The sequence below is a fragment of the Reyranella soli genome, from assembly GCF_007992495.1.
GTDB lineage: Bacteria > Pseudomonadota > Alphaproteobacteria > Reyranellales > Reyranellaceae > Reyranella > Reyranella soli.
On the sequence record NZ_BKAJ01000119.1, the window covers coordinates 20,248 to 44,053 of the forward strand.

The 23,806-nt window shown below is 66.5% G+C and carries 16 protein-coding genes, 2 pseudogenes and 1 riboswitch; of the genes and pseudogenes, 10 read left to right on the top strand and 8 right to left on the bottom strand.

Features of this window, described 5'->3' with window-relative positions; translation table 11 throughout:
* On the top strand, nucleotides 1-909 hold the full coding sequence (locus RSO01_RS31210) for an aldo/keto reductase (protein ID WP_373867967.1): 909 nt from the start codon (nucleotides 1-3) through the stop codon (nucleotides 907-909).
* A gap of 32 nt (nucleotides 910-941) precedes the next feature.
* Here RSO01_RS31210 and RSO01_RS31215 read toward each other — a convergent pair whose 3' ends face one another.
* The 3 genes from RSO01_RS31215 to RSO01_RS31225 form a co-directional block, all read right to left on the bottom strand.
* Nucleotides 942-1,256 carry a GIY-YIG nuclease family protein gene (locus RSO01_RS31215; RefSeq protein WP_147154472.1) on the bottom strand — a complete coding sequence of 105 codons (315 nt, stop codon included), beginning with the start codon at nucleotides 1,254-1,256 and terminating at the stop codon, nucleotides 942-944.
* Between the two features lie 146 nt (nucleotides 1,257-1,402).
* The gene (dinB, locus tag RSO01_RS31220; RefSeq protein ID WP_147154473.1) at nucleotides 1,403-2,479 is read right to left on the bottom strand and encodes a DNA polymerase IV; all 1,077 of its coding nucleotides are present in this window, start codon (nucleotides 2,477-2,479) and stop codon (nucleotides 1,403-1,405) included.
* A 10-nt stretch (nucleotides 2,480-2,489) separates the two neighbouring features.
* Nucleotides 2,490-3,149 carry a GntR family transcriptional regulator gene (locus RSO01_RS31225; protein WP_170303499.1) on the bottom strand — a complete coding sequence of 220 codons (660 nt, stop codon included), beginning with the start codon at nucleotides 3,147-3,149 and terminating at the stop codon, nucleotides 2,490-2,492.
* Nucleotides 3,150-3,195: 46 nt separating this feature from the next.
* Here RSO01_RS31225 and RSO01_RS31230 point away from each other — a divergent pair, with 46 nt between their 5' ends.
* Genes RSO01_RS31230 through RSO01_RS31240 form a run of 3 tightly spaced genes read left to right on the top strand, consistent with a single transcriptional unit; the run spans nucleotide 3,196 to nucleotide 5,851 of the window.
* Nucleotides 3,196-4,563: an acyclic terpene utilization AtuA family protein gene (locus RSO01_RS31230; RefSeq protein WP_147154475.1), complete on the top strand. Its 1,368-nt coding sequence runs from the start codon at nucleotides 3,196-3,198 to the stop codon at nucleotides 4,561-4,563.
* 2 nt (nucleotides 4,564-4,565) lie between these two features.
* Nucleotides 4,566-4,895, top strand: coding sequence for a DUF4387 domain-containing protein (locus RSO01_RS31235; RefSeq protein ID WP_147154476.1), 330 nt, complete (start codon nucleotides 4,566-4,568; stop codon nucleotides 4,893-4,895).
* Nucleotides 4,880-5,851 carry a Bug family tripartite tricarboxylate transporter substrate binding protein gene (locus tag RSO01_RS31240; protein WP_147154477.1) on the top strand — a complete coding sequence of 324 codons (972 nt, stop codon included), beginning with the start codon at nucleotides 4,880-4,882 and terminating at the stop codon, nucleotides 5,849-5,851. Before RSO01_RS31235 ends, RSO01_RS31240 begins: the two co-directional genes overlap by 16 nt.
* Before the next feature lie 3 nt (nucleotides 5,852-5,854).
* Here RSO01_RS31240 and RSO01_RS31245 read toward each other — a convergent pair whose 3' ends face one another.
* Genes RSO01_RS31245 through RSO01_RS31260 form a run of 4 tightly spaced genes read right to left on the bottom strand, consistent with a single transcriptional unit; the run spans nucleotide 5,855 to nucleotide 15,174 of the window.
* The gene (locus tag RSO01_RS31245; protein WP_147154478.1) at nucleotides 5,855-7,420 is read right to left on the bottom strand and encodes an efflux transporter outer membrane subunit; all 1,566 of its coding nucleotides are present in this window, start codon (nucleotides 7,418-7,420) and stop codon (nucleotides 5,855-5,857) included.
* Nucleotides 7,417-10,707, bottom strand: a complete 3,291-nt coding sequence (locus RSO01_RS31250; protein ID WP_147154479.1) for an efflux RND transporter permease subunit — start codon at nucleotides 10,705-10,707, stop codon at nucleotides 7,417-7,419. Before RSO01_RS31250 ends, RSO01_RS31245 begins: the two co-directional genes overlap by 4 nt.
* The gene (locus RSO01_RS31255; RefSeq protein ID WP_147154480.1) at nucleotides 10,704-13,868 is read right to left on the bottom strand and encodes a multidrug efflux RND transporter permease subunit; all 3,165 of its coding nucleotides are present in this window, start codon (nucleotides 13,866-13,868) and stop codon (nucleotides 10,704-10,706) included. The genes RSO01_RS31250 and RSO01_RS31255 overlap by 4 nt, the downstream gene beginning before the upstream one ends.
* A 13-nt stretch (nucleotides 13,869-13,881) precedes the next feature.
* Nucleotides 13,882-15,174 carry an MdtA/MuxA family multidrug efflux RND transporter periplasmic adaptor subunit gene (locus RSO01_RS31260; RefSeq protein WP_147154481.1) on the bottom strand — a complete coding sequence of 431 codons (1,293 nt, stop codon included), beginning with the start codon at nucleotides 15,172-15,174 and terminating at the stop codon, nucleotides 13,882-13,884.
* 415 nt (nucleotides 15,175-15,589) lie between these two features.
* Here RSO01_RS31260 and RSO01_RS31265 point away from each other — a divergent pair, with 415 nt between their 5' ends.
* The gene (locus RSO01_RS31265) at nucleotides 15,590-16,372 is read left to right on the top strand and encodes a 2-keto-4-pentenoate hydratase (RefSeq protein WP_147154482.1); all 783 of its coding nucleotides are present in this window, start codon (nucleotides 15,590-15,592) and stop codon (nucleotides 16,370-16,372) included.
* Between the two features lie 76 nt (nucleotides 16,373-16,448).
* Nucleotides 16,449-17,750 carry an OprD family outer membrane porin gene (locus RSO01_RS31270; RefSeq protein ID WP_147154483.1) on the top strand — a complete coding sequence of 434 codons (1,302 nt, stop codon included), beginning with the start codon at nucleotides 16,449-16,451 and terminating at the stop codon, nucleotides 17,748-17,750.
* 136 nt (nucleotides 17,751-17,886) lie between these two features.
* Here the strand turns inward: RSO01_RS31270 and thiC are convergent, their stop codons facing one another.
* On the bottom strand, nucleotides 17,887-19,710 hold the full coding sequence (thiC, locus tag RSO01_RS31275) for a phosphomethylpyrimidine synthase ThiC (RefSeq protein WP_373867968.1): 1,824 nt from the start codon (nucleotides 19,708-19,710) through the stop codon (nucleotides 17,887-17,889).
* Nucleotides 19,711-19,751: 41 nt separating this feature from the next.
* Nucleotides 19,752-19,871, bottom strand: a riboswitch (TPP riboswitch).
* 144 nt (nucleotides 19,872-20,015) lie between these two features.
* Here thiC and RSO01_RS31280 point away from each other — a divergent pair.
* The 4 genes and pseudogenes from RSO01_RS31280 to RSO01_RS31290 all read left to right on the top strand — a co-directional run.
* Complete coding sequence (locus tag RSO01_RS31280) at nucleotides 20,016-21,626, top strand: tannase/feruloyl esterase family alpha/beta hydrolase (RefSeq protein WP_170303500.1); 1,611 nt, start codon at nucleotides 20,016-20,018, stop codon at nucleotides 21,624-21,626.
* A 761-nt stretch (nucleotides 21,627-22,387) separates the two neighbouring features.
* Nucleotides 22,388-22,756 (top strand): annotated as a pseudogene (locus tag RSO01_RS49985) (autotransporter-associated beta strand repeat-containing protein); the annotation flags it as partial.
* Between the two features lie 46 nt (nucleotides 22,757-22,802).
* A pseudogene (locus tag RSO01_RS49990) lies at nucleotides 22,803-22,985 on the top strand (hypothetical protein); the annotation flags it as partial.
* 18 nt (nucleotides 22,986-23,003) lie between these two features.
* On the top strand, nucleotides 23,004-23,806 hold an 803-nt coding region (locus RSO01_RS31290), incomplete at its 3' end, for an autotransporter-associated beta strand repeat-containing protein (RefSeq protein ID WP_246158951.1).

Genomic DNA, 23,806 nt, shown 5'->3' on the forward strand with positions numbered 1-23,806 from the left:
ATGACCTTGACGCGTTCCGCCCTGCTGGGACTTGCCGGCGCCACCGTGTTGGCGGCGGGGCGCGCGTCTGCGCAGACAGGAACCCGCATGCATCAGCGCAAGATCCCCTCCTCCGGCGAGATGCTGCCCGTCGTCGGCTGCGGCACCTGGCGGACTTTCGATGTCGGCCGCCGGCCCGAGGAGCGCGCGCCGCTCGCCGAGGTGCTGAACATCCTGTTCGAGGCAGGCGGCTCGGTGATCGACACCTCGCCCATGTATGGCGCGGCCGAGGGCGTGATCGGCGACCTGCTGGCCGCAGCCGGCACGCGCAACAAGGCCTTCATCGCCACCAAGGTGTGGACGTCGGGCCGCGACAGCGGCATCGAGCAGATGACGCGCTCGCTGTCGCTGCTCAAGACCGACCATGTCGAGCTGATGCAGATCCACAACCTGCTCGACTGGCGCGCCCATCTGCCGACCTTGCGCGCCTGGAAGGCCGACAAGCGCATCCGCTATCTCGGCATCACGCACTACACGCAGAGCGCCCACGACGAGCTGGAAGCAGTGATGCGCGCCGAGAAGTGGGACTTCGTGCAGCTCAACTACGCGCTCGACGACCGCGCCGTCGAACGCCGCCTGCTGCCGCTGGCCGCCGAGCGCGGCATCGCCGTGCTCGTCAACCAGCCGTTCGGCGGCGGCGGGCTCTTGCGCAAGCTTCTATCGCGCAAGCTGCCGGACTGGGCGGGCGAGATCGGCTGCACGAGCTGGGCGCAATTGCTGCTGAAGTTCGTGCTGGCCAACCCGGCGGTGACCTGCGTCATCCCCGGCACCGGCAAGCCCGAGCACATGCGCGACAACGTGCAGGCGGGGCTCGGCGAGTATCCGGATGCTGCCATGCTGAAGAAGATGGTCGCAGAGGTCGGGGTTTAGATCGGCGCACGACAGCGGCCACGACAAAGCTGTCATCCCGAGCGTAGCGAGGGACCTTTCGCTACGCCGTGATCGGCTAAATCAGCCCACGTCGGATTGGATGCCTCAACCAGGGCATCCTTCTTTGATCGCCGCCAGCCTTTGATCTCCTTCTCACGGGCGATCGCCTCGTCAATGTATTGAAACTCCTCGACATGAACGAGCGTATTGAGACGATACCTGCGCGTGAAGGCGCCACCTCTTCCATCGCAGTGATCAGCAACTCGTCTCTCAAGATCGTTCGTCACGCCGATGTACATCACGTTCCGCTTCACGTTCGTGAGGACATAGACGTAGTAGGCATGCATTGGCCCGAAAGGTCCCTCGCTGCGCTCGGGATGACAGCAAGGCCGTCATCACATCTTCTGAACCTAAGGGGCCGAAGCGTCTTTTCTGTGGTCTTAAAGGTCCCTCGCTTCGCTCGGGACGACAGGGTGCATGGATCGACGCCTACCTAGAACTCCAGCGTCATCTGCGGTTCGGCGACTGGTTCGCCGCGGATCTGCAGGTTGTGCAGGGAGACGCCGAGCAGGCGGACGCGCTTCTCCAAGGGGAAGATCGAACGCACCAGCTCGACGCTGGTGCGCTCCAGGAGCTCGCGGCTGGTGACAGGCTCGTTGAGCGTCCGGCTGCGGGTGACGATCTGGAAATCGGCGTACTTGATCTTCACCGTCACCGTGCGGCCCAGCACGCCGGTGCGCTCGCAGTACGACCAGACGTCGTCCAGCACGGAGGCCACGCCCTGCTCGACCTCGGCCTGCCGGCCGAGATCCTCCATGAAGGTCGTCTCCGAGCCGACCGACTTGCGCGGCCGGTTGGGCACCACCCGGCGATCGTCCTGGCCGCGGGCGATGGCGAAGTACCAGGTGCCGGCCTTGCCGAAGTACTGCTCCAGGAATTCCAGCGACTGCGTCCTGAGATCGGCGCCGGTATGGATGCCGAGCCGGTTCATCTTCTCTGCGGTCTTGGGGCCGATGCCGTGGAACTTCGCAACCGGCAGGTCCTCGACGAAGCGCGCGCCTTTTTCGGGCGGGATCACCGTCTGGCCGTTGGGCTTGCGATGGTCCGACGCGAGCTTGGCCAGGAATTTGTTGTAGGAGATGCCGGCCGAGGCGGTGAGGCCGGTGCGCTCGAGGATGCGGGCGCGGATCTCGCGGGCGATGTCGCTCGCCAGCGGCATGTTCTTGAGGTTGGTGGTGACGTCGAGATAGGCCTCGTCGAGCGACAGCGGTTCCACGAGCGGCGTGTATTCCAGGAAGATCTCGCGGATCTGGCGCGAGACCTCCTTATAGACGTCGAAGCGCGGCTTCACGAACACCAGCTCCGCACACAGCCGATGAGCCGTGGCCGACGGCATAGCCGAGCGCACGCCGAACTTGCGCGCCTCGTAGGACGCCGCCATGACCACACCGCGCTGGCGGCCGCCGACGGCCACGGGCTTGCCGCGCAATTCGGGGGCGTCACGCTGCTCCACGGACGCGTAGAAGGCGTCCATGTCGATATGGATGATCTTGCGGATCTCCTCCGCCATGCCGGCGATCTTAGATCGCCGTCAGCCGTTGCAGAAGGTGAGCGCGGACGTTGTCGATATGGCCCTGCATGGCCGCGCGCGCCGTCTCGCCGTCGCCGCCGGCCAGGGCATCGACGATCGCGAGGTGCTCGTCGCAGACCTGGTCGAGGCGTTCGGGCAAACGGCCAAGGCGGAACATGGCGGTGCGCTTGCGCAGGTCGCCGATCGTGGTCGCGAGCACGGGATTGCCCGAGGCCTGGGCGATGGCGGCATGAAAGTCGCGGTCGTCCTGGCGGGCGCCACCCAGCCCCTCGCGACGCAGGCGCGCGATGCGCTCGCGCATCTCGGCGAGTACCGTGGAGTCGATCTTGCCCGCGGCCAGGCGCGCGGCCTCGCCTTCGAGCAGACGCCGCACGGCCAGCGCGTGCAGGAAGGTCTCCATGGAATAAGGCTGCACGACCAGCGCCCCACCGCGCTGGCGCTGCAGCGTGCCCTCGCCTTCCAGGCGGCGGACGGCTTCGCGCACGGGTGTGCGCGACATGCCGAGCCGTGCCGCGATCAGTCGTTCCGTCACCGGTTCGCCGGCCGCGATGGCGCCGCGCAGGATCATGTCGAGGAGCGCGCCGTAGGCCACGCCCGAAAGCTTCTGGCCCTCGGCCTGCTCCAGATCGTCGGGGACTAGCGTGTCCATTGTACCGATGGTATACCATCGGTATTCCACAAACGGAAGCTCCGATATGACCGCCAGCAACGACGAAATTCGCATCCTCACGCCATCGGGCATGCTGGGCTATGGCTTCCCGGTCGATCACTTCAAACTCGGCCTGGCGCAGAAGCCGCATGCCATTACCATCGATTCCGGTTCGACGGATTCAGGGCCACAGAAGCTCGGGCTGGGCGAGATGACGTGCAGCCGCGAGGCCTATGTGAAGGACATCGAGGTCCTGCTCGAGGGCCAGCGCGCGGCCAAGGTGCCACTGCTGATCTCCTCGGCCGGCGGCGACGGCACCAACCTGCATGTCGACGTCTTCCGCGACATCATCGTCGAGATCGCGAACAAGCGCGGCTGGCATTTCAAGCTCGCCTCGATCTACGCCGACATCGACAAGGGCCACATCCAGAAGGAACTGAAGGCCGGCCGCGTCGAGCCGCTGGGCCCGGTGCCGCCGCTCGATCCCAGAGAGGTCGACGCTGCGACCGTCGTCGTGGCGCAGATGGGCGCTGAGCCGTTCCTCAAGGCGCTCGACGAAAGTGAAGGCGTCGACGTGGTGGTGAGCGGCCGCTCGTACGATCCCTCACCGACCGCGGCGATGGCCATCCGTGCCGGCTTCGATCCCGCGCTCGCCTGGCACATGGGCAAGATCATGGAATGCGGCGCCCTCTGCGCCGAGCCGGTCGGCCGCAACGTCATGGGCTACCTCAGGCGCGACCATTTCGAGATCGAGCCGCTCAATCCCAATGAGCGCTGCACCACGGCCTCGGTGGCGGCCCACACGCTCTACGAAAAGACCCATCCCTTCCTGCTGGCCGGGCCCGGCGGCATGCTCGACCTGTCGCAGTGCAAGTACGAGCAGGTGACCGACCGGCGCGTGCGCGTCTCGGGCAGCCGCTTCGAGCCCAGCAAGCACTACACGGTGAAGCTCGAGGGCGCGAAGACCTCGGGCTATCGCAGCATCTTCATCGCCGGCGCGCGCGATCCGATCTTCATCGCCCAGATCGACGGGATCCTGGCCAAGGTCATCGCCGGCACGCGCGCCTACTTCGCCGAGGTTCCGGAGGAAGCCTATCGCATCATCCCCCACATCTACGGCAAGAACGGCGTGATGGGCGAGCTCGAGCCGGTGAAGACGCCGGCGCACGAGCTTTGCATCATCGTCGAGGTCGCGGCGGCGACCCAGTCGCTCGCCACCGCGATCTGCGGCAAGGCGCGCACCAGCCTGATGCATGCACCCTATCCCGGTCGCATCGCCACGGCGGGCAACCTCGCCTCGCCCTTCACGCCGCTGGAAATCCCGCTGGGCCAGGCCTGCGAGTTCAATGTCTATCACCTCATGACGGTCGACAGCCCGACGGCGCTGTTCCCGATCAAATACGAGGAGATCTGACCGTGGTCGACACGCCCCTGCGCGACATCGCCAAGGTGATCCGCAGCAAGAATGCCGGACCCTTCGAGATCACCCTCGATATCGTGTTCAAGACGCGCGAGGATTTCGAGGCGGTGAAAAGGAGCGGCGTGATCACCAAGGAGCTGGTGTCGCAGCTCTACAACGTGCCGACGCAGGCCATCATCACCTTCGGCTTCTTCGAACTCGTGAACGCTGTGAAGATCACCCTGCCGCGGCCGCGCGCCCAGGGCGGTGTCGGCGAGACCGACATGCATGCCGCCCAGCAGCACGTGCCGCTTCAGGAGATCCGCGTGCCGTGGCCCGCGTCATGATCGGCAGGCGCACGCTTCTGGCGGGCGCAGCGGTTGCGCTCGCCGGACGCGCCGAGGCGCAGGCCTGGCCCAACCGGCCGATCAAGCTGATCGCCCCCTTCGCGCCGGGCGGCGGTTCCGACTTTACCAGCCGGCTGGTTGCCGAGAAGCTCACGGCGCGGCTCGGCCAGACCATGCTGGTCGAGAACAAGCCGGGCGCCGGCGGCAATCTCGGCGCCGAAGCCGCCATCAAGTCACCGCCCGATGGCTACACCTACCTCACCATCTCAGGCAGCTATGCCATCAACTCGATCCTGCACAAGCCGTCGTTCGATTCGCTGAACGACATCGTGGCGATCGGCCAGTTCACCGAGGAGCCGAGCGTGCTCTGCGTCGGCGCGGCGGTGCCGGTGAAGACGCTGGGCGAGCTGGTGGCGCTGTGCAAGCGCGAGCCGGGAAAACTGAGCTACGGCTCGAGCGGGCCGGGTGGACTGGTTCATCTCGCCACCGAGTTCTTCCTCGATGCGGCCGGCATCAAGGCGACCCATGTGCCCTATCGCGGCACCGCGCCCGCCCTCGCCGACCTGCTGGCAGGGAACCTCGAGATGCTGAGCGGCGGCACGACGACCATGCTGCCCTACATCAAAAGCGGCAAGCTGCGCGGACTTGCCATCAGCACGACCAAAAGGCTGGCCGCCGCGCCCGACATTCCCTCGTACACCGAGCAGGGCTATCCGACGGTCAACTTCGGGCTGTGGCACGGCATGATCGGCCCCAAGGACATTCCCGACGCCATCGTGAGCAAGCTGAATGCCGAGCTCGACGCAGTGCTGAAAAGCCCGGAAGTCTCCGGACGCCTGGCCGAGGACGGCGTGATCACCGTCGGCGGCTCCTCTCAGGCCTTCATGGACACCATCCGCGCCGAGGTCGAGCGCTGGCAGGCTTTCATCAAGCGCACGGGCATCAAGCTGGAATAGCGCTCACGAGCGCGACCAGAATCTCCACCACGGCTTCTCGGGCTCCAGGCTCTGCGGCGTCGGCATCGGCGGCTGTGGCGTCTGGTTGATGCCGCCGACCGGATAGGGCGCCGGCAGGTCGGTGTCGCGCCAGCCGCCACCCAGCGCCAGCACCAGGTTGGCGCTGGTGGTCAGCCGGCTGAGCCGGATCGTCAGCAGGGTCTGCTCGGCCGACAGCGCCGCGGTCTGGGTCTGCACCACCGTCGTGTAGGGCACGGTGCCCAGCTGGTACTGGTTGAGCGACAGCCGCTCGGCGAGGCGGGCGGCGGCGACGGCGGCGCGTTGCACCCGCTCCTGTTGCTCCAGCACGCGCTGCTGCACCAGCGCATCCTCGACCTGCTGGAACGCGACCAGGATGGTCTGGCGATAGAGCGCGACCTGGGAATCATAGCGCGCCCTGGCACCCTCGACCTGCGCCTTGAGCGCGCCGCCATCGATCAGCGTCGCCGCCAACTGCGGGCCGACCGACCAAACCGCGTTACTGAGGGTGAGCAGCGCGTTGAGGCTGCTGCCCACCATGGTGACCGTGCTGGCGAGAGAGATGTTGGGATAGTAGGCGGCAATGGCCACGCCGATCTGGGCGTTGGCCGCCGCCATCTGGCGCTCGGCCGCGGCGATGTCGGGCCGCCGTTCCAGGAGCGTCGAGGGGATCCCGGGCTCGATGGTCGGTATCTCCGGCGGCACCGGCCCGGGCGCGACGCTGAGCTCGGCCGGCGCCTTGCCGGCCAGGACGGCGACCGCATGCTCGAAGGTGGCACGGTTGATGTTCTCAGCGACCAACTGGGCGCGGGTCTGCTCGAGCTGGGTCTGCGCCTGGGCGAGGTCGACGCGGCTGACGATGCCGGCATCGAGCTGGTTCTGCACGATCTCGGCCGAGCGCGTGAAGGCGGCCACCGACTCCTGGAAGACCCTGATGCGCTGCTCGGAGATGCGCATGGAGAAGTAGTTGATCGCCATGTTGGCCTGCGCCGACAGCCGCGCATTGGCGAGGTCCGCGGCACTCGCCTGGGCCGCCGCAGAATCGCTTTCGACCTGGCGGCGAATGCGACCCCACAGGTCGATCTCCCAGTTCAAGCTCGGGCCGGCGGTGAACTGCCCGGCGCTGCCTGAGCCTGCGATGACGCCACCCGCCGTACTGCGGCCGCCGCCGCTGCCGCTGCCACTCTGGGTGTAGCCGGCGTTGCCCGTGACCGTGGGATAGAGGCCGGACGAATCCTGGCGCACCAGCGCGCGCGCCTGGCGATAGGCGGCTTCGGCCTGCATCAGCGTCTGGTTGGAGATGTCGATCATCGCCGCCAGCCGGTCGAGCGTCTGATCGTCGTACATCGACCACCACGGGCCGCGATCGATGGCGTCACGCGGCATGGCCGGCTGGAAGTTGGCGGCCGCACCGACCACTGGCCCCGTCGTCTCCTTGAAGGCAAGCGACGGCGGATCGGCCGGCGGCGGCCGCTTGTAGTCAGGGCCGACCATGCAGCCGCCGGCCGCAAGAACCGAGGCGAACGCCAGAACGTAACGCGGTGACATCATGCTGTTGCCGGACCCGGCGTTCCCCCATGACTTCCGAGGGCACGGGCAACGCGGCTGGGGCGATCGCGGTCGCGTCGGCGGAAGCGGTCGAGATAGAGGTAGATCACCGGCGTCGTATAGAGCGTGAGGATCTGGCTGACGAACAGGCCGCCGATGATCGAGATTCCGAGCGGCTGGCGCAACTCCGCGCCGTCGCCAAAGCCGATGGCGAGCGGCAGGGCGCCCAGGATCGCGGCCATGGTCGTCATCAGGATGGGACGGAAGCGCAGCACGGCCGCCTGATGGATCGCCTCGGCGGGATCGAGGCCCTCGCTGCGTTCGCGGTCGAGCGCCACGTCGATCATCATGATGGCGTTCTTCTTGACGATGCCGATCAGCAGCAGCACGCCGATCATGGCGATCAGGCTGAACTCCACATTGGTGATCTTGAGCGCCAGCAAGGCGCCGATGCCGGCCGACGGCAGGGTCGACAGGATGGTGATGGGATGGATGTAGCTCTCGTAGAGGATGCCGAGCACGATATAGACGGCGGCCAGCGCCGCCAGCACCAGCAGGAGCTGGCTGCTCAAATTCTGCTGGAAGGCGCGCGCCGTGCCCTGGAACGAGCCGTGGATGGTGGCCGGCATGCCGATCTCGTGCATGGTGGCGTTCACATAGGCGACGGCGTCGGAGAGCGTCTTGCCCGGGACCAGGTTGAAGGAGATCGTGCTGGCGACGAACAGGCCCTGGTGATTGACGGCAAGCGGCGTCGTGCCGAACTCGTACTTCACGAGCTGCGACAACGGAATCATCGTCTCGGCCGTGGTGCTGACCGCCGCCCCCGTCGAGGCCGACCCGCGGCCGGAGACCGCGATCGCGTTGGTGCGCTGATTGCGCACGGCCGCCGTCGGATCGACGGCGCCGGCGGCCAGCGGCGTGGTCGCGACGATGGCGCCAGTCGCCTGGGCACCGCTGATCGCGCCGCCGGTCGTCGAGACATAGATGTCCTTCAGCCGCTCGGGGTTCTCCCAGTACTCGGGCGCCACCTCCATGACGACGTGATACTGGTTCAGCGCATTGTAGATGGTCGAGACCTGGCGCTGGCCGAAGGCATCGTACAGCGTCGAGGAGATCGAGCGCGTCGACACGCCGAGCCGGGCCGCCGCGTCGCGATCGATGGTGAGGTTGACCTGCAGGCCGCGCTGCTGCTGGTCGGAATCGACGTCGGTGATGACCGACTGATCCTGGCGCAGGGCCTCGGTGAGCTTCGGCGCCCAGGTATAGAGGTCGGGCAGCGAATCGGCCTGCAGGGTGAACTGGTACTGCGCGTTGCTCTGGCGGCCGCCGACCCGGATGTCCTGCACCGCCGCCATGAACAGGTTGGCGCCCGGGACCTGGGATAGCTTGGGCCGCAGCCGGGCAATCACCTGGTCGGCCGAGATCTTGCGCTCGTTCAAGGGCTTCAGCGTGGCGAACACGAAGCCCGAATTGGTCGAGAAGCCGCCGGTGAAGCCCGCCACGCTTTCGATCGCCGGATCCTGGCGCACGATCTCCATGAACTGCCGGAACTTCCGGCGCATGGCCTGGAAGGAGATGCTCTGGTCGGCGCGGATGCCACCGACGATGCGGCCGGTGTCCTGCTGCGGGAAGAAGCCTTTGGGGATGGTGACGTAGAGATCGATGTTCAGGATCACCGTCGCCAGGAACACCAGCATGGTCGCCAGCGGATGGCGCAGCACGAAGCGCAGGCTCCCGCCGTACCAGCGCTGCAGGGCGGCAAAGCCCCGCTCGCTCCAGCGGAAGAAGCGGCCGGGCGGCCGCGTGGTGTCGTGCGGCCGCAGCACGTAGGCACACATCATCGGCGTGGTGGTGAGCGACACCACCATCGAGATCACGATGGCAAGCGACAGCGTGACGGCGAATTCGCGGAACAGGCGGCCGACGATGCCCTGCATCAGCAGGATGGGGATGAACACCGCGATCAGCGACACGCTCATCGACACCACGGTGAAGCCGACCTCGCGCGCGCCCTGAAGGGCCGCATCGATGCGGCCCATGCCGGCCTCGATATGGCGCGAGACGTTCTCCAGCACGATGATGGCGTCGTCGACCACGAACCCCGCGGCGATCGCCATGGCCATCAGCGACAGGTTGTTGATGCTGTAGTCCAGCAGGTACATGCCGCCGAAGGTGGCGATCAGCGACACCGGCACGGCCACGGCGGCGACGAAGCCGGCGCGGGCCGAGCGCAGGAAGGCGAAGGTCACCAGCACGACCAGGATGATGCTGATCAGCAGCGCGTGCTCGACCTCCTTCAGGGAGCCGCGGATGGTGACGGTGCGGTCGCTCACGACCTGCAGGTCGACGTCGTTGGGCAATGCCGCCTGAAGCTCAGGCAGCAGGCCCCTCACCTCGTCGACCGTCTCGATGACGTTGGCGTTGGGCTGCAGGTAGATGATCACCAGCACCGAGCGCTTGCCGTTGGCCTGGCCCTCGTTGCGGATGTTCTCGGTGGCGTCGATGACCTCGGCCACTTCGGACAGCCGGACCGGCGCGCCGTTGCGCCAGGCGATGATCAGCGGCCGGTACTCCGCCGCCGTGGTTGCCTGGTCGTTGGAATAGATCTGGAAGCGTCGCTCGCCGTCCTCGAGCGCACCCTTGGGCGAGTTGGCATTGGCGGCGGCCAGGGCGGCGCGCACGCTCTCGAGGCCGATCTGGTACTTGTTGAGCGCCGTCGGATTGATTTCCACGCGCACCGCAGGCAACGAGCTGCCGCCCAGCACCACCTGGCCGACGCCCGTCACCTGGCTGAGCTTCTGCTGCAGGATGTTGGAGGCGGCGTCGAACAGGCGGCCCTGGCCCAGCGTGTCGGACGTGACGGCCAGCACGACAGCCGGCGCGTCGGCCGGGTTGATCTTGCGATACTGCGGATTGCTCGGCAGGTCGCTCGGCATCTCCATGCGGGCGGCATTGATGGCCGCCTGCACGTCGCGCGCCGCCCCGTCGATGCTCCTGGACAGGTCGAACTGCAGAGTGATGCGCGAATTACCAACGGTGCTCATCGAGGTGATCTCGGTGACACCGGCGATGGCACCGAGCGCCCGCTCGAGCGGCGTGGTCAGGCTGGTGGCCACGGTCTCGGGCGACGCGCCGGGCAGGCTGGCCGAGACCTGGATGGTCGGGAAATCGACCTTGGGCAGCGGTGACACCGGCAGCTTCAGGAAGGCGACCAGGCCCGCCAGCGCAATGCCGATGGTCAGCAGCGTCGTCGCCACCGGCCGGGCAATGAAGGGCGCCGACAGGTTCATGTCAGTGGCCTCTCACCGGCCGTCGGGTCGGGGCCTGTACGTGGCACCGGATTGGCCGGCGTGTCGAGCGGCACACCGCGCAGGCGGCGGCCCAGGCGATCGAAGGCGAGATAGATCACCGGCGTGGTGAAGAGCGTCAGCACCTGGCTGACGATCAGGCCGCCGACGATGGTGATGCCGAGCGGCGAGCGCAATTCGGAGCCGGTGCCGCTGCCCAGCATCAGCGGCAATGCGCCCACGAGGGCGGCCACGGTGGTCATGAGGATCGGCCGGAAGCGCAGCAGGCAGGCCTGGTGGATAGCCTCCTGCGGCGTCTTGCCTTCGTTGCGCTCCGCGTCCAGAGCGAAGTCGATCATCATGATGGCGTTCTTCTTGACGATGCCGATCAGCAGAACGATGCCGATGATGGCGACGACGCTGAGATCGGCGCCAGCCATCATCAGCGCCAGCAGCGCGCCGATGCCGGCGGACGGCAGGGTCGACAGGATCGTGATGGGATGGATGTAGCTCTCGTAGAGCACTCCCAGCACGATATAGACCGTGACGATGGCGGCCAGGATCAGCAGCAGCTGGCTGTCGAGCGACTTCTGGAAGGCGAGCGCGGCACCCTGGAAGTGCGTGGTCATCGACAAGGGCATGCCGATCTCGCGCTGCGCCGCCTGGATGGCATCGACCGCCTGGCCCAGCGCATAGCCCGGCGCCAGGTTGAAGGAGATGGTGGTGGCCGGGAACTGGCCGAGCCGATCCTGCCGCAACGGCGACGTGCGTTCCTCGAAGGTGGCGATGGACGACATCGGCACCTGCTTGCCGCCGGCGCCGGGCAGATAGAGGTTGCTGAGCGAATCGATGGAACGGCCCATCGACGGCTCGACCTCGTAGATCACGCGGTACTGGTTGGACTGGCCGTAGACCGTCGAGACGATGCGCTGGCCGAAGGCGTCGTACAGCACGTTGTTGACCGAGGCGGCGGTGATGCCGAAGCGGGCGGCGGCATCTCGATCGATCTTGATGAACAGCGACAGGCCCTTGGCCTGCATGTCGGTGGTGACGTCGACGATCTCGGGCAGACGCTGCAGGCGATCCATCAGGCGCGGCACCCAGGTGTCGAAGTCCTCGGGCTTGGGGCTCTGCAGGACGAACTGGTACTGCGTGCGGCTCACCGTCGAATCGATCGTGAGGTCCTGCGCCGGCTGCATGTAGAGCGAAATGCCCTGCACCGACGCCGTATCGCGCTGGATGCGGCGGATGATCTGGCTGGCCGTCAGGCTGCGCTCGCTGCGCGGCTTGAGGTTGATCAGCATGCGGCCCGAATTCAAGGTCGCGTTGGTGCCGTCGACGCCGATGAAGGAGCTGAGACTCTCGACGTCGGGATCGTCGAGGATGGCCGTGGCCAGCGCGTTCTGGCGCTTGGCCATGGCCTCGAAGGAGATCGACTGCGGCGCCTCGGTCACGGCCTGGATCAGGCCGGTATCCTGCACCGGGAAGAAGCCCTTGGGGATCACGACGTAGAGCAGCACGGTCAGCACGATCGTCCCGATTGCGATCAGGAGCGTGAGCGGCTGGTGGCGGAAGACCACGACCAGGCAGCGGTCGTACAAGCCGATCAGCCGGCCGAACCAGCCCGCACCGAGCGCTTCCGCTTCGGGATGCGGATGCGCCGCCGTCTGCTCGGCGTGCGCCGTCCGCTGGCGCAGCAGCTGGGCGCACATCATCGGCACCAGGGTCAGCGACACAATGGCCGAGATCAGGATGGTGACCGAGAGCGTGACGGCGAACTCGCTGAACAGGCGACCGACCACGTCGCTCATGAACAGCAGCGGGATCAGCACGGCGATCAGCGACACGGTCAGCGAGACCACGGTGAAGGCGATCTGCTTGCTGCCCCGGAGCGCGGCCTCCTTGGGATCCTCGCCGCGTTCGATGTAACGGGCGATGTTCTCGATCATGACGATGGCGTCGTCGACCACGAAGCCGGTGGCGATGGTAAGCGCCATGATCGAGAGATTGTTGAGGCTGAAGCCCGCGAGATACATCACCGCCAGGGTGCCGACGAGCGACAGCGGCACCGACAGGCTGGGGATCAGCGTCGCCCGCCAGTCGCCGAGGAACAGGAAGATCACGGCCACCACCAGGATCACGGCGAAGGTGAGCTCGATCTGCACGTCGCGCACCGAGGCGCGGATGGTGGTCGTGCGGTCGGTCAGGACTGCGATGTCGATCGAGGCGGGTATCGTTTCACGCAGCTGCGGCAGCAGCCGCTTGATGCTGTCGACCACCTCGATGACGTTGGCGCCGGGCTGGCGGCGGACGTTGATGATCACGGCCTGGGTGGTGTTCGTCCAGGCGGCCAGGCGATTGTTCTCCTGCCCCTCCTCGACCGTGGCGACGTCGCTCAGCCGCACCGGCGCGCCGTTGCGATAGGCGACGACGACGTCCTTGAACAGCTTGGGATCGGTGATCTGGTCGTTGGCGTTGATGGTATAGGCGCGCGCCGGGCCGTCGAAATTGCCCTTGGGCGTATTGACGTTGGCGTTGGCGATGGTGGTGCGCAGGTCGTCGACGTTCAGGCCATAGGCCGCAAGCGCGGTCGGGTTGGCGCGGATGCGCACGCCGGGCTTTTGGCCGCCGTCCAGGCTGACCAGGCCGACGCCGGGGAGCTGCGAGATCTTCTGCGCCAGCCGCGTGTCGACGTAGTCGTAGACCTTGGTCAGCGGCTCGGTCTTGGAGGTGACGGCGAGTGTCAGCACCGGCGCGTCGGCCGGGTTGATCTTGGCGTAGACCGGCGGCGAGGGCAGGTCCGAGGGCAGCAGGTTGCTCGCGGCGTTGATGGCGGCCTGCACCTGCTGCTCGGCGACGTCCAGGCCGAGCTTGAGGTCGAACTGCAAGACGATCGACGAGGCGCCGGCCGAGCTGGTCGACGTCATCTGGTTCAGGCCCGGCATCTGGCCAAACTGGCGCTCGAGCGGCGCGGTGACCGAGGAGGTCATGACCTCGGGGCTGGCGCCGGGATAGAGCGTCAGCACGCGAATGGTCGGGTAGTCGACCTGTGGCAACGCCGAGAGCGGCAGGAACCGGTAGGCGATCGCGCCCACGAGCATGATGGCGACCATCAGCAGCGAGGTCGCCACCGGACGTTCGATGAAGATCCGCGACGGATTCATGTCGCGGGTGGGATTACTGGTTGGGCTGGGCGGCGGCCGCGCCGCCAGGGCTGCTGCCAGTGCCGCCGCCATTGGCCTGGCGACGTCTCTGCTGCTGTTGCTGGCCGCCCCCTTGGTTGGGATCAGGCGCGTTGGCGATCGGCGGGCCCGACGCGGCGCGCGGTTGCCCGCCGCCCGGACGGCGGATCTTGGCGCCGTCGCGCAGGCGGTCGGTGCCGTCGATCACGACTTGGTCGCCGGGCTGCAGGCCCTTCACGATCTGCACCTTGTCGCCGTCGGTGGCGCCGAGCTCGACGACGCGGATCTCAACCGTGTCGTCGGCCTTCACCAGGTAAACGAAGGTGCCGGGCGTGCCGCGCTGGATGGCGGCCACCGGAACGACCGTGGCGTCCTTCACCGTGTCGACCAGCAGGCGGACATTGACGAACTGGTTGGGGAACAGCGCGTCGTCCTTGTTGTCGAACACCGCGCGCAGCTTCACCGTGCCGGTCGTGATGTCGATGATGTTGTCGTGGGTGTCGAGCTTGCCGATGGCGAGCTCGTTCTTCTGCGCGCGGTCGAGCACGCGCACTTCGAGCTTGGCGCCGGCTTTCAGGCGCTCGCGCACTTGCGGCAGCGTGTCCTCCGGGATGGTGAACAGCACCGAGATCGGCTGGATCTGGATGATGATGCAGATCGAAGTGGCGTCGCCCATCGTCACGTAGTTACCGGGATCGACGGTGCGCAGGCCGATGCGGCCGGTGATCGGCGCGATGATCTTGGTGTAGGCGACGTTGAGCTTGGCGGCATCGACCGCGGCCTGGTCCATCACCAGGGCGGCCTCGTACTGGCGGACCAGCGACTGCTGGGTGTCGAGCTGCTGGCGGGCGATCGAATCCTGGGCGACCAGCTTGCGGTAGCGCTCGAGGTCGGTCTGGGCGTTCTTGAGCAGCGCCTCGTCCTTCTGCTGCGCGCCGATCGCCTGCTGCAGGGCGACGTCGTAGGGCCGGGGATCGACCAGCGCTAGCATGTCGCCCTGCTTCACCATCTGGCCTTCCTTGAAGTCGACCTTGAGGAGCTGGCCGGTGATCTGCGTCTTCACGTTCACCGTCTGCAGCGGCGCCACGGTGCCGAGCGCGCGGATCACGACGGGAACTTCGCCCTTGGCCGCGGTCGCGATACCCACGGGTGTCGGCATGCCGGCGCCAAACCGGCCGGCTCCCTGACGAGATGCGGGCACAGTTCCGTTCTGCGAAATATACCAGCCGGCGCCCGCCACAATGGCGAGCCCCAAGCCGATCCCGAGCAGGGTCCGCAGCCTCTTCATCTTGTCCCTATGCCCCCAACGCGCGCCAACTGCTTACCAATACGGACCGATTCGTCAGAACCTCCCCCGCGGGTCCGATGGGCGCAAGGTAGCGGCCAATGACGGCCATTCGATGAAACGCGCGGACACCCGTAAAGGTCGCATGGCGACGAACGGTCGTCGCTTGCGCGAGAGTTCGATGCCGCAATGATAACTTTGGTTATCGATCGTTGCAAGTCCGGACTGCCTAATTTTTTCGTGCCATACGGCACCCGAATGCACTGTCGGACACAGCATATGGTGTCGCCAACGGGCCGATGCACGCTACGACGCGTCAGAGTGGTCAGTTTTCCGCAGGACATGTGTTGAGCAGGGCTCAAGGCTTCGGCCAGACAAGTCGTTTGCCGGGCGTCGGACGCGAGCCTAGTACCTCGCCATGACCGACGCACGACGCGACCTCGCCCGCCTGCTCGCCACCTTGCGCCGCGACAGTCGCCAGCAGAGCGGCCTCGAACCTCGACTGATCCCGGCTGACAAGGACACAGCCTATCGCATCGCCCGCATGGTCGAAGAAGAGCTGGGCGTGGCGGTCGCGGGCTGGAAGATCGCTGCCGCAAAAGAGGAGATGCAGAAGGCCCTGCGGACCGATTCGCCGATCTACGGCCGCGTCTTCGCGCCCAACGTCAGGCCCTCACCCACAAGTGTCGAGCACGCCCGGCAATGCAGCCCGATCCCCGAGGTCGAGTACATGGCGCGGCTGGGCGTCGACCTGCCGCCGCGCGCAAAGGCCTACACGATCGAGGAAGTCACCGAGGCGGTGGCCTCGTTACATCCCGGCATCGAGCTCGCCGAATGCCGCTTCGTCCACGACGCGGCCTTCCCGCCGCTGCCGGCGATCCTGGCCGACGGCGCGGGCAGCGGCACGCTCTGCTACGGCGCCGCGATCGACGACTGGAGGAAGCGCGACATCGCGGGCCAAGAGGTCGTGCTGTCATGCAACGGCGTCGCCCGCCGCAACGGTTCGGCCGCGGCCGCGCTCGACCATCCCATGGTGCCGCTGACCTGGCTTGCCAACGAGCTGTCGCGCACCGGCATCGGGCTCAAGGCCGGGCAGATGATCAGCACCGGCACGCTGACCGGCATGCTGCGGCCCAAGGCGGGCGAGACCTATGTCGCCGACTTCGGACCGTTCGGCCAAGTGACGGCAAGCTACACATGACTGACGACGCCGCGTTGATCGAGACGCGCCGCATCCACAGCAAAATCGTCATCGCGGCGTCGTATAGGTCGGCGCCGTGGGTTGGGAATTTCTCAGGGTCGCGGCTGCCCGGTTGGCGGCCAGCTTTGTATTGATCGGCTTCGCCTTATCGGCCGCGCATGCCGATACGCTGCGCGACGAACTGCAGCGCTTCCTGCATGACGACGCCGAGGCGCTCGTCCACATCCGCAGCTACTTCCTCGACCGCACCAATCCGACGCCGCCCAACAACGCGGCGTGGGCGGGCGGTGGCTGGATCGGCCTGAAGACGGGCTGGTTCTACGACACCTTCCAGATGGGCGCGGTCGGCTACACTACGCAGCCCTTGTGGGCGCCGCCGACGACGGACGGCACCAATCTGCTGGCGCCGGGGCAGTACGGCTTCTTCACCCTGGGCCAGGCCTATGCCTCGCTGCGCGCCAAGGGACAGACCTTCACCGGCTATCGCCAGTTCCTCGACGAGCTGGAGGTCAATCCCAACGACGACCGCATGATCCCGAACACGTTCGAGGCCTATGCGCTGAGCGGCAATCTCGGTCCGGATCATGATCCCGTGCGTTACTTCGCGGGTTACGTGGCGGCGATGAAGTTCAAGGGCGTGCCCTACTTCATCAACATGGCCGCGCGCGCCGGCGCACCGGCCGACGTCACGGCCGGCATGTGGCTCACCAGCCTGAAGTACGGCGAGATCGACACGTTCCGGCTGCGGTCGTCGGTCTACTACGTGCCCGATATCCTGACCTCGAACTACAACGATTTCTCTGTCGGGCTGTCGATCACCGAGGCCTTCCGCGCGCGTTTCTCCGGCCAGTTCATGGTCCAGGGCAGCAATGGGCTGAACCTTCTGACAGGACGTCCCTTCGGCACCTTCGCCGCCGGCTCCAAAATGGAGCTGATGTGGGGACCGGCGACGCTGTGGGGCGTATTCACCCAGACCGGCAGCGCGTACCAGTACCAGACGCCCTACGGCCAGTGGATCGGCTACACCAAGCAAATCACCAAGGACTTCGACCGCGCCGGCGAACGCGCCTGGCAGGTCGGCTTGATCCTCGATTTCGCCGCCATCGATCTGCCCGGCCTGACTTTCATGGGATCGGCGACGTTGGGCGCCAATGCCATCAACCCGGCCAACGGTGCGCCGCTCAGCCGCATCAACGAGTACGACTTCGACCTGATCTACCAGGTCGCGTCGAAGGATGCGCCCGACTGGCTGAAGCCCTTGAACCTGCGCGCCCGCGCGGCGTTCGTCGACCAGTTCGAGACCAATTACATGACAGCAATCACCGAGTACCGGCTGATCCTGAACTACGAGCTGACGTGGAAGGGAACACGAAAATAGCGCTTCCTCCCCAGCGAAGCTGGGGAGGTGTCCGCGCAGCGGACGGAGGGGTCACGGGCAACAGTACTGACGCCTCTGACCCCTCCGTCGCCGTATGACGGCGACACCTCCCCACGCATAGCGCGGGGAGGAAGTCTTAATCCGCCGCCTTGTCCGGCACGTAGAGCGCGTTGCCGCCGGCTTTGAACTTGGCGCTCATCTCGTCCATGCCCTTCTTGGCGTAGTCGCGGATGTCCTGGGTGATGCGCATGGAGCAGAACTTCGGCCCGCACATCGAGCAGAAGTGCGCCGTCTTGTGCGCCTCCTTGGGCATCGTCTCGTCGTGGAACTTCTCCGCCGTCGCCGGATCGAGCGACAGGTTGAACTGGTCCTTCCAACGGAACTCGAAGCGCGCCTTGCTGAGTGCATCGTCGCGCAGCCGCGCCGCGGGATGGCCCTTGGCGAGGTCGGCGGCGTGGGCGGCGATCTTGTAGGTGATGACGCCCACCTTCACATCGTCGCGGTCGGGAAGACCGAGATGCTCCTTGGGCGTGACGTAGCAGAGCATCGCCGTGCCGAACCAGCCGATCATGGCGGCGCCGATGCCCGAGGTGATGTGGTCGTAGCCCGGCGCGATGTCGGTGACGAGCGGTCCCAGCGTGTAGAACGGCGCCTCGCCGCATTCGCGCAGCTGCTTGTCCATGTTGGCCTTGATCTTGTGCATGGGCACGTGGCCCGGGCCTTCGATCATGACCTGGCAGCCCTTGTCCCAGGCGATCTTGGTGAGCTCACCCAGGGTTTCGAGCTCGGCGAACTGCGCCGCGTCGTTCGCATCGGCGTTGCAGCCGGGTCGCAGGCCATCACCCAGCGAGAACGACACGTCGTACTTGCGCATGATGTCGCAAATGTCGCCGAAGTGCTCGTAGAGGAAGCTCTCGCGATGCTCGGTGAGGCACCATTGCGCCATCATCGAGCCACCGCGGCTCACGATGCCGGTGAGGCGCTTGGCGGTCAGCGGCACATGCGCCAGCCGCACGCCGGCATGGATGGTGAAGTAGTCGACACCCTGCTCGCACTGCTCGATCAGCGTGTCGCGATAGACCTCCCACGAGAGCTTGGTCGGATCGCCGCCGACCTTCTCCAGCGCCTGGTAGATCGGCACCGTTCCGATCGGCACCGGCGAATTGCGCACGATCCACTCGCGCGTGTCGTGGATGTTGCGGCCGGTCGACAGGTCCATGACCGTGTCGGCGCCCCAGCGGATCGCCCACACCATCTTCTCGACCTCTTCCTCCATGGAGGAGGACACCGCCGAGTTGCCGATATTGGCGTTGATCTTGACCAGGAAGTTGCGGCCGATCGCCATCGGCTCGAGCTCGCCGTGATTGATGTTGGCCGGGATGATGGCGCGGCCCATGGCCACTTCCTGGCGCACGAACTCGGGCGTGATGAACTCGGGGAGCGCAGCGCCAAAGCTCTCGCCGTCGGCCAGCCTCTCCTTGGCGAGATCGAGAGCCACCTTGCGGCCGAGATTCTCGCGCTCGGCGACGTAGATCATTTCCTTGGTGATGACGCCCGCGCGCGCCCATTCGAACTGGGTGATCGGCACGGCCCCGACGCCGCGCAACGGCCGTGGCGTGTTGGGGAACGGCTGCAGCACCGAACTCTTCACGTTGCCGTTGTCGATGGCCTGGATCGGCCGGCCGTCATATTCCTCCACACCGCCCCGCTCGAGCACCCAGGCGCGGCGCGTGCGCGCCAGCCCCTGGCGAACGTCGATGGTCACGCTGGAATCGGTGTAGGGGCCGGTCGTGTCGTAGACGCGCACGCGCGGCTCCGACGGTGCGCTGAGCTCGATCTCGCGCAAAGGCACACGCAGATCAGGCGCGGAGTCGGGCGTGACATAGACCTTGCCGGATGCCGGCAATGGTCCCGTGGTCACCTTGGGGGTCGGTGTGATGATGTTGTCCATGACGAGGATCTCCCGTGGCAAGTGGCTGACGGAGACCCGGCGTGTAGCTGTGCAAAGGAGGCATCCAGTCCCTTCGCCGGCATGACCCGGATCAGGTTCAAAGGGTCACCGCGCTGCCTGGATGGCCGTCGGTATCTCAGCCCCTTGTCGGGACCCCCCTTGGACAAGAGTCACTCTAGGCCTGAATCGACCTGATGCAAACCTCCGAGATCTCCCCAACGTCGGCGCTTTTGCACTACGTGCGCAGTGGAGCGACGGAACGATCGAGCCAAAGGCAAATCGATCAACTACTCTCGTCGGCCTTGGAGGAAACAATGCAGCGAGAGACGATTCAGATCGCGGTCGCATCCATTCTTGCCGGCGCGTCGATGATCCTGGGATCGACCGCTGCCTATGCCGACAGCGGTCCGACGATCGCACCGGCCCTCAAGTGCGAGGCGCTGGCGGGGATCGCCTTTCCCGCCTCGACCATGGTGATCGAAAAGGCCGAGGCCGTGCCGGAAGCGCCAGCCGGAACCGTGCCGATACGCCCACCCTTGCCGGACACCGTGGGCGTTGCGATCCCGTCGAATTGCCTGGTGCAAGGCGTCATCGACCGGCGCGTCGGCGCCGAAGGCAAGAGCTATGCGATCGGCTTTGCGATCGCGCTTCCCGATCGCTGGAACGGACGGTTCCTGTTCCAGGGCGGCGGCGGCTTGAACGGATCGATCCGCCCGCCGCTCGGCCCGCAGGCCATCGGCGAGGTTCCCGCCCTGGCGCGCGGCTTCGCCGTCGTGTCCACCGACAGCGGCCATCAAGGCGCGGTGTTCGATGCCTCTTTCCTGAAGGACCAGGAGGCCGCGCTCAATTTCGCCCAGGCCTCGGTCGGCAAGGTGACGATGGCGGCGAAGGCGATCATCGCCCGCTACTACGGCCAGGCGCCGGCACGCTCCTACTTCGTCGGCTGCTCGACCGGCGGCCGCGAAGGCATGATTGCCGCGCAGCGCTATCCCGCGGAGTTCGACGGCATCGTCGCCGGCGCGCCGGCGATGCGTACGGGCCGCTCCAATCTCGGCCTCGCCTGGGCCAACCATGTCTTCGCGCAAGTCTCGCCCAAGGGTGAGAACGGCAAACCCGATCCGACCAAGGCATTCTCGCCGTCGGACCAGAAGCTCGTCACCGACGCCATCGTCGCCGCCTGCGACGCCAAGGACGGCCTCAAGGACGGCATGATCTTCAACACCCGCCAGTGCACCTTCGATCCGGCATCGCTGGCCTGCAGCGGCGCCAAGACCGATACCTGCCTCTCGCGCGAGCAGGCGAGCGCGCTCGCCAAGGCCTTCGCCGGTCCCAGGAACTCACGCGGCGCTGCTTCCTATTCGCCCTTCCCGTGGGACAGCGGCGTCGCCGCCTCGGGCGTCGCGATCCCGGGCATCCTCGTCACCGGCGCGCGCAGCCCGGTCAATCCCAACGTCTTCGAGACCATCGATGTCGACGCCATCGAGGACCGGATGAATGCCGACGGCATGGACCGGCTGCAGGCCACGGCGAATTGGACCAACCTCAACAGCTTCTTCGGCCACGGCGGGAAGATCCTCTTCTATCATGGCGTGAGCGATCCCTGGTTCTCGGCCCTCGACACGATCGACTACTACGAAGGCATGGCGAAGAGCTCGGGCGGTCTCGACCAGGTGCGCGCCAACTCGAGCAGGACCTATCTCGTCCCCGGGATGGGTCATTGCCAGACGGGCGGAACGCTCGATCGCTTCGACCTGCTGCAGGCCGTCGTCGACTGGGTCGAGCAGGGCAAGGCACCCGATTCGATCGTCGCCACCGGCCCCGCCTTCCCCGGCCGAAGCCGGCCGCTCTGCGCCTACCCGCAATATGCGGTCTACAAGGGCCAAGGCAATCCGGAGGATGCCGCGAGCTTCGAATGCCGCGACTGAGCGGGCCACGTTGACCTGACTCTGCTGAGGCGGATACTCGGCTCTCGGCTTCGCACCCGCGACTGCGACCGTGGGTACGCCAGCGCCGCATGGTCACTTTTCGGCGTGCGGCTCACCTTCTGCATCAGACGCTTCAATCAATGCAGGAACATGGGGCTCCTGCATCCAAGCCGTGCTTTACACCATATGTGCTGCACAATAAATCTACCACGCACTGTCTTGGAAGACAGATAGCGGGGTAGAGTTCGGGGAGCGTTCGGGGGATGGCGTTCGTCAGCGCGATGCGGCAGCCGCGACGGCTGGCCGCTTTTTTGTTGGCCGGCACATGCCTGTCGCCGGTCGGTGCCTTCGGTCAGACTTGGGTCGGCACGACAAGCGCCTACGGAACTGCAGCGAACTGGAACCCGGCGACCGTTCCGACCGGGGCCGCCGCTACTGCGACATTTGCCAATACCGGCGCCACCGGCATTGCGATCACCAGCGCCATGAGCGTCGGGACGTTCCAGTTCAACAACAACGCGCAATCCTACACGTTCACCCTGAGCGGCGCCGGCGAGCTGGAATTCCGCGGCGGCGGCATCGTGAACAACTCGGCGGTTGCCCAGACCATCACTGCCGGAGACAGCGGATCCATTGGCTTCCGGTTCAATGCCACTGCCGGCAACGCCACGATCACCTCGGCCGGCTCCAACGTCAATTTCAACGAGACTTCGAGCGCCGGCACCGCGACCATCAGCGTATCCGATGGCTCACTGGTGAATATGAGCGCCAATTCCACCTTGGCGAATGCCAATGTGACGGTGAGCGGCGGTGGCACGTCGGTGCGGTTCTACGACACGTCGAGCGGCGGCCAGGCTGCCGTCACGCTGGCCAGCGGTGGCGAGATACGCTTCCAGAGCTATACCGGCGCCGGCACGACGATCGGATCCCTTTCGGGGTCGGGACTGGTGTTCTTGCAGGACACCATTACGTCCGCGGCCAAGACACTGACCATCGGCGGCAACAATCAATCGACCACCTTCAGCGGACGAATCCGTGAAAGTGGATCCATCGTCAAGCAAGGCACCGGGACGCTGACCCTGACCGGCAACAACGACTTCAGCGGCGGCACGACGCTCGGCACCGGCACCCTGGGCGTCGGCAACAACAATGCGCTCGGCACCGGCGGCCTCACCCATGGCCGCCAACACCACCCTGCAGGCCGCCGCTTCGGTGACGCTGGGCAACGCCGTCACCCTGAACGGCGGCGCCACGATCGACAGCCAGGCCAACACGCTGACGTTGAACGGCGCGATCGACGGCGGCGCCGGCTTCACCAAGACCGGTACCGGCACGCTGATCCTGGGCGGCACCAACACCTACGCTGGCGGCACCACGGTGTCGGCCGGCACCTTGCAGGGCACGACGACAAGCCTGCAGGGCGCCATCACCAACAACGCCAGTGTCAGCTTCAACCAGGCCGGCAACGGCACCTACGCCGGCGCCATGTCGGGTAGCGGCGCCGTGACTGTGACCGGCGGCGGGACGGTGACGTTCTCGGGGGCCAACAGCTACTTAGGCGGTACGACGGTGTCGGGCGGCAGCACGCTCGCGATCTCGGCCAACAACAACCTCGGCGCGGGCTCCAGCGCGCTGACGCTGAGCGGCGGCACGCTGCAGACGACGGCGACGCTCGGCATGACCCGCGGCATCACGCTGACCGGCACCGGCACGATCCAGACCGCCACCGGCACGACGATGATCTCCGATGGCGCCGTCGGCGGCACCGGCAACCTGGTCAAGAGCGGCGATGGCGTGTTGATCGTCACCGCCGACAACACCTACGCCGGCACCACGACGGTGTCGGCCGGCACGCTGCAGGTCGGCAATGGCGGCACCACCGGCACGTTGGGCGGCGGCGCGGTGACCAACAACGCGCAGCTCACCTTCAATCGCAGCAACGGCGTCACGGTCGCCAACAACATCGGCGGAACCGGCGCCGTCACGGTGCAGGGCGGCGGCACGGTGACGCTCACCGGCACCAACTCCTACGGCGGCGGCACAACGGTGTCGGGCGCCGGTACCACCCTGGGCGTCGCCGGCAACACAGCGCTGGGCACGGGCGCACTCAGCCTCGGCAATGGCACGACTTTGCAGGCCGCGGCCGACGGCGTGACGCTCGGCAACGCCGTGTCCCTCAG